The 12,256-nt window shown below is 68.6% G+C and carries 15 protein-coding genes; 2 read left to right on the top strand and 13 right to left on the bottom strand.

Annotated features, from left to right (window positions below; all coding sequences use genetic code 11):
* Nucleotides 1-14 precede the first annotated feature (14 nt).
* On the bottom strand, nt 15-851 hold the full coding sequence (gene rpsB / locus N416_RS0116505) for a 30S ribosomal protein S2 (protein ID WP_024443212.1): 837 nt from the start codon (nt 849-851) through the stop codon (nt 15-17).
* 290 nt (nt 852-1,141) lie between these two features.
* Here rpsB and N416_RS0116510 point away from each other — a divergent pair, with 290 nt between their 5' ends.
* Nucleotides 1,142-1,681 (top strand): M23 family metallopeptidase, encoded by a 540-nt coding sequence (locus N416_RS0116510; protein ID WP_024443213.1) that lies wholly within the window; start codon nt 1,142-1,144, stop codon nt 1,679-1,681.
* Here N416_RS0116510 and N416_RS0116515 read toward each other — a convergent pair.
* The 12 genes from N416_RS0116515 to rplS all read right to left on the bottom strand — a co-directional run bounded on the left by N416_RS0116515 (nt 1,635) and on the right by rplS (nt 11,898).
* Entirely contained in the window at nt 1,635-2,504 is an 870-nt protein-coding gene (locus N416_RS0116515) for an alpha/beta fold hydrolase (protein ID WP_231384333.1), read from the bottom strand. The two genes, N416_RS0116510 and N416_RS0116515, sit on opposite strands and share 47 nt — an antisense overlap.
* 2 nt (nt 2,505-2,506) lie before the next feature.
* Nucleotides 2,507-3,406, bottom strand: coding sequence for a tyrosine recombinase XerC (locus tag N416_RS0116520; protein ID WP_024443215.1), 900 nt, complete (start codon nt 3,404-3,406; stop codon nt 2,507-2,509).
* A 34-nt stretch (nt 3,407-3,440) separates the two neighbouring features.
* Nucleotides 3,441-4,601, bottom strand: coding sequence for an alpha-hydroxy-acid oxidizing protein (locus tag N416_RS0116525; protein ID WP_024443216.1), 1,161 nt, complete (start codon nt 4,599-4,601; stop codon nt 3,441-3,443).
* A gap of 4 nt (nt 4,602-4,605) precedes the next feature.
* The gene (locus tag N416_RS0116530) at nt 4,606-5,463 is read right to left on the bottom strand and encodes a siderophore-interacting protein (RefSeq protein ID WP_024443217.1); all 858 of its coding nucleotides are present in this window, start codon (nt 5,461-5,463) and stop codon (nt 4,606-4,608) included.
* Between the two features lie 40 nt (nt 5,464-5,503).
* Entirely contained in the window at nt 5,504-6,643 is a 1,140-nt protein-coding gene (gene dprA, locus N416_RS0116535; protein WP_024443218.1) for a DNA-processing protein DprA, read from the bottom strand.
* Nucleotides 6,640-8,151, bottom strand: a complete 1,512-nt coding sequence (locus tag N416_RS0116540; RefSeq protein WP_024443219.1) for a YifB family Mg chelatase-like AAA ATPase — start codon at nt 8,149-8,151, stop codon at nt 6,640-6,642. The genes dprA and N416_RS0116540 overlap by 4 nt, the downstream gene beginning before the upstream one ends.
* Nucleotides 8,152-8,520, bottom strand: a complete 369-nt coding sequence (locus N416_RS0116545; RefSeq protein WP_024443220.1) for a YraN family protein — start codon at nt 8,518-8,520, stop codon at nt 8,152-8,154.
* Nucleotides 8,521-8,780: 260 nt separating this feature from the next.
* Nucleotides 8,781-9,446 carry a GNAT family N-acetyltransferase gene (locus tag N416_RS0116550; protein WP_024443221.1) on the bottom strand — a complete coding sequence of 222 codons (666 nt, stop codon included), beginning with the start codon at nt 9,444-9,446 and terminating at the stop codon, nt 8,781-8,783.
* A 188-nt stretch (nt 9,447-9,634) separates the two neighbouring features.
* Nucleotides 9,635-9,940, bottom strand: a complete 306-nt coding sequence (locus tag N416_RS0116555) for a DUF2469 domain-containing protein (protein ID WP_012393608.1) — start codon at nt 9,938-9,940, stop codon at nt 9,635-9,637.
* Nucleotides 9,937-10,659, bottom strand: coding sequence for a ribonuclease HII (locus tag N416_RS0116560; RefSeq protein WP_024443222.1), 723 nt, complete (start codon nt 10,657-10,659; stop codon nt 9,937-9,939). The genes N416_RS0116555 and N416_RS0116560 overlap by 4 nt, the downstream gene beginning before the upstream one ends.
* Before the next feature lie 2 nt (nt 10,660-10,661).
* Entirely contained in the window at nt 10,662-11,429 is a 768-nt protein-coding gene (gene lepB / locus N416_RS0116565; protein ID WP_231384336.1) for a signal peptidase I, read from the bottom strand.
* Nucleotides 11,430-11,556: 127 nt separating this feature from the next.
* On the bottom strand, nt 11,557-11,898 hold the full coding sequence (gene rplS, locus N416_RS0116570) for a 50S ribosomal protein L19 (protein WP_024443224.1): 342 nt from the start codon (nt 11,896-11,898) through the stop codon (nt 11,557-11,559).
* Nucleotides 11,899-11,955: 57 nt separating this feature from the next.
* Here rplS and N416_RS0116575 point away from each other — a divergent pair, with 57 nt between their 5' ends.
* Complete coding sequence (locus N416_RS0116575; RefSeq protein WP_024443225.1) at nt 11,956-12,192, top strand: hypothetical protein; 237 nt, start codon at nt 11,956-11,958, stop codon at nt 12,190-12,192.
* The last annotated feature ends 64 nt before the right edge of the window (nt 12,193-12,256 follow it).

Consider the following 12,256-nt stretch of genomic DNA (forward strand, 5'->3'; position numbering starts at 1 on the left):
GTTGTGTGCCTTTCCTACGATGCGTCGGTGGTGGTTTCGGCGCCGGCAGCTGCGGCGTCGGCGTCGGGCGCGGAGGTGGTGGCGCCCGCCAGCAACTCCTGCTCCCACTCGGCCAGCGGCTCAACCGCTTCGGCCGCAGCCTTGCCCTCGCCGTTGCCCTGACCTGCCCGGGCCTGCAGCCCCTCAGCCACCGCAGAGGCGATGACCTTGGTCAGCAGAGCCGCAGAGCGGATCGCGTCGTCATTGCCCGGGATCGGGTAGTCGACCAGGTCGGGGTCGCAGTTGGTGTCCAGGATCGCGATGACCGGGATGCCCAGCTTGCGGGCCTCGCCGACGGCGATGTGCTCCTTGTTGGTGTCGACGACCCAGACAGCCGACGGCACCTTGGCCATGTCGCGGATACCGCCGAGGCTGCGCTCCAGCTTGTTCTTCTCGCGGGTCAGCATCAAGATTTCCTTCTTGGTGCGCCCCTCGAAGCCGCCGGTCTGCTCCATGGCCTCGAGTTCCTTGAGGCGCTGCAGACGCTTGTGCACGGTGGAGAAGTTGGTGAGCATGCCGCCCAGCCAGCGCTGGTTGACATACGGCATCCCGACCCGGGTGGCCTCGGCCGCGACCGATTCCTGTGCCTGCTTCTTGGTGCCGACGAACATGATGGAGCCACCGTGCGCGACGGTCTCCTTGACGAATTCGTACGCCTTGTCGATGAAGGTCAGCGTCTGCTGCAAGTCGATGATGTAGATGCCGTTGCGGTCGGTGAAGATGAACCGCTTCATCTTGGGATTCCAACGACGGGTCTGATGCCCGAAGTGAGCGCCGCTGTCCAGCAGCTGCTTCATGGTTACGACAGCCATGAGTGCATGCTTCCTTTTTTGTCGGTTGTCGCCCGGCGACGGGTGAGGCCGGGCCCTGGTGTCTGCTGAGATGCCGGACCCCTGTTGGGGACCACCCGACATCCGGTTGTGTGCAGACACGCGAAGTCAGCCCGCATAAGCGAACTGCGCAAATGAGTTTACACGGTTCGAGCGGGTGGTTTAGCAAGCCTCGAGGAACGAGAGACGAAGCTGGAACCACCCCATGAACCAGGTGCTTTGTCCACAGCGGTGACTGGCCCGATTCGGGGCCGCCGAGGTGAACTGGGCGGATGAGATGCGTGGCGTTGTTGCTGGTCGGAGGCCTTCTGCTGGCGGCGCCGGCGCATGGCGACTCGGTTCGGCTGGACTGGCCGCTGCGGCCACGGCCGGCGGTGATGCGGCGATTCGACGCCCCGCGCCCGGATTGGCAGCGCGGCCACCGAGGTGTGGACCTGGCCGGAGAACCGGGCCGGCCGGTGTACGCCGCAGGTGCGGGCACGGTGGTGTTCGCCGGACGTTCCGGTGGACAACCGGTGGTGTCCCTGGCCCACCCCGGCGGGCTGCGCACCAGCTACCAGCCGGTGTCAGCGGCAGTCCGGATCGGTCAGCTGGTGGCCGCGGGATCGGTGATCGGTGTCTTGGAGCCCGGCCATCCGGGCTGTGCGGTTTGCCTGCACTGGGGCGCGATGTGGGGACCGGCGTCGCGAGCCGACTACCTCGACCCGTTGGGGTTGCTGGCCTCGACGCCGATCCGGCTCAAGCCGGTGTCGGGCCGAACTTCGGCTAGCGCGGAGGCAGTCGACGCAGGAAGTCCAGCATGGCAGCGATGACGACATCGGGCTGGTCTCGTTGGACCCAATGCCCAGCGCCGGCAATGACTTTCAGTTCGGCGTGCGGGATCAGCGCGGCGGCCGCTCGGGCACGGGCGATAGGCACGCCGGTATCCCGGTCGCCGTGGATGATCAGCGCCGGAGCCGGTAATGACGCCAGCTGCGCCGTGTAGTCGGTTTTCAGCCTGTTCCAGCGCATCTCGTCGTGCTGCCATTGCTCGAAAGCGGCAAAACCGGGATGCTGTGCGGCAGCGATGATCTGCGCGATCAGCTCGGGAGTGCGTTGCGCTGGATCACGGATCAGCGATTTGAGGCTCCACGTCAGCGCGGCGCGGTTCGTGGCCATCCAGCGAGTGGCGAGATCCAGCGCACCGCTACGTTGCAACGCCCACGCCAGCAGGTGTCTGCCGCCGGCCAGCCGCGGCATCAGGCCGTAGCTGTCCAACAGCAGCGCCCCGGTGACCCGTTCGGGCCGGTCCAGCACGTGCCCGATTGTCAGTGCCCCGCCCAGCGACAACCCGCCGATGGCGTAGTGCTCCAGTCCGAGGGCGTCAACGAATTCCCGCACGTAGGCGACGAGCCGCTGCTGGGTCACCCGCCAGGTGGGCAGCGGGCTCTCACCGCAGCCGGGGTGATCGGGAGCGACGACACGGAAGCCGCCGGCAGCCAGGCGTGGTCCGACCTCTCCCCAGGACAACTCGGCGCTGTCCGTACCTCCGCCGTGCAACAGCACCACGGCTCCCCCAGACCGGAAATCGGGATTGTCGGGACGAAAGTCGAGGTAGGAGACCAGTCCGGACGGCAGTTCGACAGTTGACCGCACCGTCACGCCCGCGGGTGCGCCTGATCGTGCACGGCACGCAACCGGGCGACGGTCACATGGGTGTAGAGCTGCGTGGTGGCCAGGCTGGAGTGGCCGAGCAACTCCTGCACGATCCGCAGGTCTGCCCCACCCTCCAACAGGTGCGTGGCCGCCGTGTGGCGCAGCCCGTGCGGCCCCATATCCGGCGCTCCCCCGACCGCGGCGACGGTCTGGTGCACCACGGTGCGCGCCTGGCGCGGGTCGAGGCGCCCGCCGCGGGCCCCGAGCAGCAACGCCGGGCCGGACTCCAGCGTCGCCAGCGGCGGCCTCCCCCTGGCGAGCCATGCCTGCAGTGCGTCGGCGGCGGGCTCCCCGAACGGCACCGTGCGTTGCTTGTTGCCCTTGCCCACCACCCGCACCACTCGGCGCGTACTGTCCACGTCGTCGATGTCCAGGCCGCACAGTTCGCTGACCCGCACGGCGGTGGCGTAGAGCAACTCGGCGATCAGCCTGTCCCGCAGTGCCAGCGGATCATCTTGCTGGGCACCGGATTTGGCGGCCGTCATCGCGTCTTGCGCCTGGTCACGGCGCAGAACCGCCGGCAGCGTCCGGCGCGCCTTCGGCAGCTGCAGGCGCGCACCGGGATCCGATGCCAGCAGCCCGCGCCGCGCCGCCCACGCGGTGAAGGTCTTGACCGTCGAGGTGCGGCGCGCCAGTGTGCTGCGCGCGGCACCGGCGCCGGCCTGCGCGGCCAGCCAACTGCGCAGCAGCGGAAGGCTCAGGCCTTCGATGCCGGCGTGCCCCTGCTCGGCGAGGAACGCGAACAGCGATCGCAGGTCACCGAGGTAGGCGCGCCGGGTGTGATCGGAACGGCCCCGCTCCAAGGCGAGGTGCTCGTCGAACTCCTCGAGAATCGCGTCCACGTCGACCACGGTCTCAGACGGCGCGCCCGAGCACTCAGGTGACGCGCCGCAGCGTTTCCGGGGTGAGATCAACCCGTGACGGATAGCCGTCCACGGCCATGATGAGGTCGGCTTCGGCCAGCAGCGAGCGCAGCACATGCACGATCCCGGCGGTGCCGCCCAGAGCCAGGCCATACGCGTACGGCCGCCCGATGCCCACCGCGGTGGCGCCCAAGGCAAGAGCCTTGATGATGTCGGCGCCGGTGCGGATACCCGAGTCGAAGAGCACCGGCATCCCGTCGGCTGCCGCCACCACGTCTGGCAGGCAGTCCAGTGCGGGCAGTCCGCCGTTGGCCTGGCGGCCGCCGTGCGTGGAGCAGTAGATGCCGTCCACTCCGCCGTCCCGAGCCCGCCGCACGTCGTCGGGGTGACAGATGCCTTTGACGATCAGCGGCAGGTCTGTCAACGACCGCAGCCACGGCAGATCATCCCAGGTCAACGGGTTTCCGAAGGTCTGGACCCAGGACAAGATGGCGGCTTGTGGATTCTCCTCGGGCGGCTGGGCCAGGCCGGCCCTGAACACCGGGTCGGACCAGTAGTTAGACAGGCAGTGCCCGCGCAACTGGGGGAAGTTCGACGTGGACAGGTCCCTGGGACGCCAGCCCGGAACCCAGGTGTCGAGGGTGACGACGATCGCCTTGTAACCGGCAGCCTCCGCGCGATGCACCAGGCTGGCGGCCAGCTCGCGGTCTTTGGGCGTGTACAGCTGGAAAAAGCCTGGGGTGTCGCCGAATTCCGCAGCGACGTCCTCGAGCGGGTCGGCGGTCAGGGTGGACACCATCATCGGAACGCCAGTGGCCGCCGCGGCACGCGCGCTGGCCAGATCCCCGTGGCCGTCCTGGGCGCAGATGCCGATGACACCGATCGGCGCCATGAAGACCGGCGAGGGCAGCCGCAACCCGAACATCTCGATCGACAGGTCGCGCTCGGCGGCGCCGACGAACATCCTCGGGATCAGCCCCCACCCGTCGAAGGCGGTGACGTTGGCCCGCTGAGTGCGCTCGTCACCGGCACCGCCGGCCACATAGGACCACACCGAGGGAGAAAGCGCCGCAGCGGCTTTGGTCTCCAATTCGGTGTAGGTCATCGGCAGCGCGGGCATCACCCCGGCCAGGCCCTGCAGGTAGATCTCGAACTGGTAGTCCCCGAAAGCCATCGCGTTAGCCTGTCTGTTCTTCGGCTGATTCTTTAGCGGCGAGTTCCTTCTTCCACTGCCGGAAGGTCTCTTCGGTGCGCCCGCGCCGCCAGTACCCCGAGATCGACGCCCACTTGGCGTCAACGCCGCGCTCCTTGCGGACATACGGCCGCAGATTGTGCATGACGGCCTGGGCCTCGCCGTGGATGAAAACCTGAACCTGGCCCGGCAGCCACGCGGCGGTGGTGACCGCCTCGATCAGCGGGGCGTTGTCCCCGGCCCGCTCCTGCCCCACCAGATCAGCACGTCCCCCGCGGTGCAGCCAGCTCAGCTCGACCCCGTCCGGCACGTCCAGCGCGATCTCGTCGTCGGGCCCGGCGACTTCGATGAATGCCTTGCCCACTGCGTCGGCCGGTAGGGCTTCCAGCGAGGCAGCGATCGCCGGCAACGCGCTCTCATCACCGGCCAGCAGGTGCCAGTCGGCGTCGGGGTCCGGCGCGTAGGCACCGGAAGGACCCATCAGGTAGACCGAATCCCCGGGCGCAGCGCTGGCCGCCCACGGCCCGACAACGCCGTGGTCGCCGTGCACGGAGACATCGATGGCGATCTCTCTGGCGAGCGGATCGGCGCGGCGCACCGTCAGGGTGCGGACCACCGGACGCTGCTCGTCGGGCAGGGCCGCGAAGCTGTCCAGGGTCAACGGCTGCGGTAGCGCTGCGACATCGACGTCATAACGCACAAAGATCACCTTGACGTACGAATCGGTGAAATCGCTGGGCTTGAATGTGTCGAACCCGTTGCCGCCCAACACCACTCGAATCATGTGCGCCGAAGCCTGCTCAGTACGGACAACTTCGAAGGTGTGAACCGGTCGTCCCGCCACGCTGTCTCCCCTCTTCGCCCTGCCCAGCCGACTATACGAGCTACCGATTCGGGCGGGCTATCCCCCAGCTCCCTTCCCGCCGCGCCACCAGGCCGGCGACCTCCAGCATCGCCAGCGGCCCGAACACCTGTGCCGGCGCCAACCCGGAGGCCACCGCGATCTGATCGACGGTGACCACGCCGCGCCCGGGCAGCGCTTCGTAGACCTGGCGTTCGGCGACGGTGAGCCCGTCCAGCGGTGTGGCCGGCCGCGGCGGATCGGCTGCCAGTTCACCCACACGACCCGCGAGCTCGATCACTTCGTCCACCCGGGTCACCAACTCGGCGCCGCCGCGCAGCAGCACGTGGCAGCCGGCCGAGGCCGCGCTTGTGACCGGCCCGGGAACCGCCGCCACCGGCCGGCCCAGCAGCCGGGCCCACGCAGCGGTGTTGGCCGCTCCGCTGCGCAGTCCCGCCTCCACCACCACCGTGACCCCTGCCAGCGCCGCCACCAGCCGGTTGCGGGTCAGGAACCGATAGCGGGCCGGACGTACTCCGGGCGGATACTCCGTTACCAGCAGGCCGCTGGCGCCGATGCGATGCAGCAGCGCGGAATGGCCTGCCGGGTAAGCGATGTCGATGCCGCCGGCCAGGACCGCCACGGTGGTCCCGTCTGCGGCCAGTGCCGCACGGTGGGCCGCGCCGTCGATTCCGTAGGCGCCGCCGGAAACCACTGCCACGTCGCGTTCGGCTAATCCGGCGGCCAGGTCCGCAGTCACCAGCTCGCCGTAGGCGGTTGCTGCCCGGGTCCCGACGATCGCGGTGGCTCGCTCGGAGACCTCGTCGAGGCGTGCCGGCCCCACCGCCCAAAGCACGAGCGGTGGCCGACAATCCGGCTTGCCCACGGCATCAGCGCCCCCGAACGCGGCGAACGCCAGCACCGGCCACTCGTCGTCATCGGGAGTGATCAGGCGGCCGCCGCGGCGGTCGAGGATCTCCAGATCCTCAGCGGCGAGATCGATCTCGCGTCGGACTTCGGTGTGGCGGGCCAGCTCCGGACCGACTGCACCGCACCGAATCCGTTGCGCTGCCTCCACCGGGCCGATCCGATCGACCAGCGCGGCCAGCTCCGGGCGTGGCGGCTCGGCGACCCGGGACAGGAAGGCCCACGCCCGCATCGTGGTGGTGTCTGCGGCGGTCATCGGGCCGCACCTGCCTGGCGGAAGCTCAGGGCTGCGGCGACCTCGTCCAGTCCCGGTGACGCCCGCCCGGCCAGATCGCTCAGGGTCCAGGCGACCCGCAGGGTGCGATTGGCGCCCCGGATCGACAGCAGACCGCGGTCCAGCGCGGTGCGCAACGGAGCCATCGCCGCGGTACTGAGCCGAAACCTGCGGCGCAGCAACGCCCCGCTGACCTCGGCATTGGTGTGAAAGCCGTGTGGTGCCCACCGGTGTGCTGCGGCGGCGCGGGCGTGCGCGACCCGGGTACGGACCGCGGCGGTCGACTCGCCGTCCGCCGCCGAGAACGCACCGGCGCGCACCGGATGCATCTCCACCCGCAGGTCCACCCGGTCCAGCAGCGGACCGGACAACCGGCCCAGGTAGCGCCGCTTCTCCATCGGTTTGCAGGTGCAGTCTCTGGGGTCGGCCGGCGCGCACGGGCAGGGGTTGGCCGCCATGACCAGCTGGAAGCGGGCCGGATAGCAGGCCACCCCGTCGCGCCGCGCCAGCCGGATCTCGCCGTCTTCCAGCGGTGTACGTAGCGCCTCTAGCGCACTGACCCGGATCTCGGCGCACTCGTCGAGAAACAGCACGCCCCGGTGGGCACGGCTCACCGCACCGGGCCGGGCCATTCCGGACCCGCCGCCGACCAGCGCCGCGACACTCGAGCTGTGATGCGGTGCGATGAAAGGCGGCCGGGTGATCAGCGGCGCGCTGCCCGACAGCAGCCCCGCGACCGAGTGGATGGCGGTGACCTCCAACGACTCGCTTTCGGTGAGTGCCGGCAGTAGTCCGGGAAGGCGTTGGGCCAGCATGGTTTTGCCGATTCCGGGTGGGCCGGTCAGCATCAGATGATGGGAACCGGCGGCAGCCACCTCGACAGCGAATCGGGCCTGCGCCTGGCCGACCACCTCGGCGAGGTCCGCGATCGGCTCGGCAGCCGGAGCCGCGGTGGTGATCCGGTCCTGCAGCCGTGCAGCCCTCTCCAGCCAACCGTGCAACCGGCCCAGCGTTGCCACACCGTAAACGTCGATGCCGTCCACCAAGCTGGCTTCGGCGAGGTTGTCCACGGGGACCACCACCGCAGCCCAGCCGCCCTTCTTGGCCGCCAACACCGCCGGCAGCACCCCGTGGACCGGCCGCACCCGCCCGTCGAGTGCGAGCTCCCCGAGCAGCACCGTCTTCTCCAACCGCGACCACGGTGCTTTGCGGTCTGCCGAGAGCACCGCGGCGGCCAGCGCCAGGTCATATACCGAGCCCATCTTCGGCAGCGTCGCCGGCGACAGCGCCAGCGTCAGTCGGGCTGCGGGCCAACGCTGCCCAATGTTGGTGATCGCCGCGCGCACACGATCCCGCGACTCCTGGAGCGCGGCGTCGGGCAGCCCCACCAGATGCACTCCAGGAAGCCCTGAGCTGATGTCGGCTTCGATCTCCACGATCAAGCCGTCAAGGCCGCGCACCGCGACCGAGAACGCCCGACCCAGTGCCATTCAGCCCACCCCCTGCAGATGGGTGATCTCCGGGGTGCGACTGCGCCCGATCCGCACCCCGATCACGTCGAGACGGACCCCTTCCCAGCGCGATTGCTGGCCCGCCAGCCACACCCCGGCCAGCCGCCGCAGCCTGCGCACCTTCGCTGGCCCCACCGCGTACGCCAGCCCGCCGAAGCCGTCACCGCTGCGGGTCTTCACCTCGACGAACACCACGGTGCACGTGAGCCGCTCCGCGGCGATCACATCCAGTTCGCCGTACCGGCAGCGCCAGTTGCGGGCCAGAATTGCCCACCCGTGCCCGACCAGATGGTCGACGGCCACTTGCTCGCCGAAGGCCCCCAGCTCGGTGCGAGACATGGTTGTCATGCCGGTCAGCGTCGGTCAACACTCCGACAGCGTCGAGCCGACACGATCCGAAACCAGCTGCCGGGCACGAAGTTGTCCCCAGTACAGCGTTCATCCACAGCTGCAGATGCGGCCGGTCCGGCCCGCTCGCTGCGACCGTGAACCCGTCACCGCCGGCCCACATAGGCTTCGTCGTGCACCCGTTGCGCCATATGGGGGTAATGCAATTCGAAAGCCAAGATCGCCTGACGTGTCACCGATCGCAAGCGCGACGAACCGGTTCAGCCGGCGTGCGCACCCGGCGCGCGAACGATCAACGGCACACCGGGAAAGTAGGCCGCCATCTCAGCGCGGGCACGGCGCAACGCGGCGGTGCCGTAGCCCTTCTTGCGGTGGTCGGGGTGAATCCAGATCCGCACGTTGACCTCGCCGTGGTTGAGGTCGCCGAAGACCATCCCCACCTTGTCCCCGCCGTCAATGGCGACGAACAGTGCCGCGTCCTCGTCGTCGACGCGCGCCAGCGCCGAGCTGATCTCGTCGCCGATGTCGTCGGCCGGCCGACCGGACCCGTCGGCGCTTGCGCCGACGTCGGTGGTTCGGTCCGCCAAGATGTCTCGGTCCTGCTCACCGGAGAACACCCGCAGCACCAGAGTCTCGCCGGAACTGGCCGGCCGGTCACCGAGGGTGAATGTCAGCTCGTTGTTCAGGTCGTTGAGCTCGTCGGCGATCTTGTCACGCGACTCTTTGGTGAGCTGATCCAGCGACATTCCGATCACCGCTTCGCAGCCCAGCGGCGAGACGCCGAGCAGGTCCGCGATCGCCTGCACGGCCGACGCGCGGTCGGTGGAATCGACGATCACGTCGAGCACCTCATGACGGCGCTCCATGGCCTTGAGCAGGGCATTTGTGATTTCACGGCGGGAGACGGCACGGTCGACAGCGGTCATAGGTGTCAGCCTAGACCCAAGTGTGCGCCGACGCGGGGGTGTTCATATGCGGGCCCATCAGCCCGCGAATTGTTCGCGCCGGACCCGCTTGAGGATCTTGCCGGCCGGGTTGCGGCCAAAGGTGTCGTCGGGCAGTTTTATCCGCGCCGGCGCCTCAGGTCAGTGGGTGCACCTAGGCGTCTCGGGCGCTACTCCGGCAGCCGCAGCTCGGGCTTCTCGACCTCTTCGATGTTGACGTCTTTGAAGGTGACCACCCGCACCTGCTTGACGAATCGGGCCGGGCGGTACATGTCCCACACCCAGGCATCTGCCAGCCGAAGCTCGAAATACACCTCGCCGTCGGCGTTGCGGGGCACCATCTCCACGCTGTTGGCGAGGTAGAAGCGCCGTTCGGTCTCCACCACGTAACTGAACTGGCCCACGATGTCCTTGTATTCGCGGTATAGCGAGAGTTCCATCTCGGTTTCGTACTTCTCGAGATCCTCGGCACTCATCTGCTCAGCCGTCCTTCTGCTCGGTTCGTCCCCATTGTCCCAGTCGCCGCGCCAGTCCCGGCCAAGGCGAGTGCCACGTTGCGCACATTGATAAACGAGAAGCGATGCTGGCTGCACGGTCCTAGCGCAGACAGTGCCGCGGTGTGCGCCGCGGTGGAGTAGCCCTTGTGCACCGCGAAGCCATAGCCGGGGTGGTCGACGTCCAGCGTCGCCATGTAGCGGTCCCGACTGACCTTGGCCAGCACGCTCGCCGCGGCAATGCACGCCGCCGCCCCGTCACCGCCGATCACCGGAAGCGAGGGCATCGGCAGGCCCGGGACACGGAACCCGTCGGACAGCACATAACCGGGCCGCAGCGGCAGGCCAGCCACCGCGCGCCGCATGCCCTCGATATTGGCCACGTGCACACCGCGCGCATCGACGTCGGCGGGCTCGATGAACACCACGTGGTAGCCCAGCGCGTACCGGCAGATCAACGGGAACAGCTGCTCGCGGACCTTCTCGGTGAGCTTCTTGGAGTCGTCGAGCGCAGCCAGGGCCGCGGGTTTGCCCGGCCCGAGCACACAGGCGGCCACCACCAGCGGTCCGGCGCAAGCCCCGCGGCCGACCTCGTCGACCCCGGCGACCGGGCCGAGCCCACTGCGGTACAGCGCCGACTCCAGAGTGCGCAGCCCCGGTGAACGACGAATCACCGTGCGCGGCGGCCAGGCCGGAGCCATCGTTACGGGCCCTGCTCGGCCATCTTCTGGGGATTTACCGATTTTACCGGCCCCCAGCGCGACGGCGGCCAGGCGATGAACCGGGTCTTGCCGATCACGTTGGCCACCGGCACGGTGCCGGCGTCCAGATCTTCTCCGGTGCACAGGATCCGGCGCTGCAGATCGGGCTGGGCCTGGACCGAGTCGCAGTGCGCCCGCGAGTCCGACGAATGGGTGCGGTTGTCACCCATCACCCACAGCCGCCCCTCGGGCACGGTCACCGGACCGAACTCGTTGCCGAGGCAGGGATAGACGAACGGGTCGACCATCAGGGTGGACGGGTTCAGGTAGGGCTCGTGCAGCAGCTTGCCGTCGACGGTCAGGCCGGTGTCGTTACGGCACTGAACCGTCTGGCCGCCTACCGCGATGACGCGCTTGACCAAGTCGTTCTCGTCCGGCGGGACGAACCCGATGAACGACAGCGCGTTCTGCACCCAGCGCACCGGTGTGTTGGTGGACCGGATCGACTTGTAGCCGACATTCCACGACGGGGGGCCGCGGAAGACCACGACGTCACCGGGCTGCGGTGCGCCGAAGCGGTAGGTGACCTTGTCCACCATGATGCGGTCGCCGACGCAGCCGTGGCAGCCGTGCAGCGTCGGCTCCATCGACTCCGACGGAATGAGGTACGGGCGGGCCACGAACGTCAGCACCAGGTAGTACAACACCAGCGCGATCGTCACCAGCACGACCGACTCGCGCAGGGTGCTGTGCTTGCCGTCCTCGGGCACCTCGGCGGCCTCGGCAGCCTCGGGGGAACTTTCGGGTGATGAGCCCGTGGTTTCGGTCACGAGATCAGGGTAATGACCGCGTCAGCGGTACCGGGGACCGACCGGAGAAAGCCCGGCTCGGGCAAGATCAGCGCTTTTCCTTGATCTTGGCCTTCTTGCCGCGCAGCTCACGCAGGTAGTACAGCTTGGCGCGCCGAACGTCACCACGCACCACGACGTCGATGTGGTCGACGTTGGGCGAGTGCACCGGGAAGGTCCGCTCCACGCCGACGCCGTAGCTCTCCTTGCGGACGGTGAACGTCTCGCGAACGCCGCCACCCTGCCGACGGATGACCACACCCTTGAACACCTGGATGCGCTCCTTGGAGCCCTCGATCACCTTCACGTGCACGTTGACCGTGTCGCCGGGGGCGAAGGCCGGGATGTCGTCGCGCAGCGACGCCTTGTCGACGATGTCCAGCGTGTTCATTGCGGAAACACTTCCTCGCGGGTCGCGGCTCCGGACCGGCCGACACGCGTTGTGAGCATGCAGACGGTTACCGAGCCGATGGGGTTCGGGCATGTTGTCGCGCTGTGCGGTGACTGGGACGTCAGGACTCCGCTGCAGATCAACCGCAGGCGACAACTGCTCAATTGTGCCAGACGCAGCGCAACCAGTGAAATCGCGCAAATCGCCGCTGGTCGTTCCACACCGAACCTCGCCGCCGTGATAATTCTGGAGGCGACCGAACTGCGCGATCCGCACGCCCACGCGGTAACCTAACCGGCGGGCCGGTGGCAGCAGTGTGGCGAGCCCGTAAACCCGACGTCGGCGCAACTACGCGACT

Source organism: Mycobacterium sp. UM_WGJ (assembly GCF_000455125.1).
Lineage (GTDB): Bacteria > Actinomycetota > Actinomycetes > Mycobacteriales > Mycobacteriaceae > Mycobacterium.

What these genes read in the sequence shown, in the direction of transcription:
- rpsB (WP_024443212.1), bottom strand. Translation starts at nt 851, where the DNA reads ATGGCTGTCGTAACCATGAAGCAGCTGCTGGACAGCGGCGCTCACTTC.
- N416_RS0116510 (WP_024443213.1), top strand. Translation starts at nt 1,142, where the DNA reads ATGAGATGCGTGGCGTTGTTGCTGGTCGGAGGCCTTCTGCTGGCGGCG.
- N416_RS0116525 (WP_024443216.1), bottom strand. Translation starts at nt 4,601, where the DNA reads ATGGCTTTCGGGGACTACCAGTTCGAGATCTACCTGCAGGGCCTGGCC.
- dprA (WP_024443218.1), bottom strand. Translation starts at nt 6,643, where the DNA reads ATGACCGCCGCAGACACCACCACGATGCGGGCGTGGGCCTTCCTGTCC.
- N416_RS0116540 (WP_024443219.1), bottom strand. Translation starts at nt 8,151, where the DNA reads ATGGCACTGGGTCGGGCGTTCTCGGTCGCGGTGCGCGGCCTTGACGGC.
- N416_RS0116545 (WP_024443220.1), bottom strand. Translation starts at nt 8,520, where the DNA reads ATGACAACCATGTCTCGCACCGAGCTGGGGGCCTTCGGCGAGCAAGTG.
- N416_RS0116550 (WP_024443221.1), bottom strand. Translation starts at nt 9,446, where the DNA reads ATGACCGCTGTCGACCGTGCCGTCTCCCGCCGTGAAATCACAAATGCC.
- N416_RS0116555 (WP_012393608.1), bottom strand. Translation starts at nt 9,940, where the DNA reads ATGAGTGCCGAGGATCTCGAGAAGTACGAAACCGAGATGGAACTCTCG.
- N416_RS0116560 (WP_024443222.1), bottom strand. Translation starts at nt 10,659, where the DNA reads ATGGCTCCGGCCTGGCCGCCGCGCACGGTGATTCGTCGTTCACCGGGG.
- rplS (WP_024443224.1), bottom strand. Translation starts at nt 11,898, where the DNA reads ATGAACACGCTGGACATCGTCGACAAGGCGTCGCTGCGCGACGACATC.
- N416_RS0116575 (WP_024443225.1), top strand. Translation starts at nt 11,956, where the DNA reads ATGCAGACGGTTACCGAGCCGATGGGGTTCGGGCATGTTGTCGCGCTG.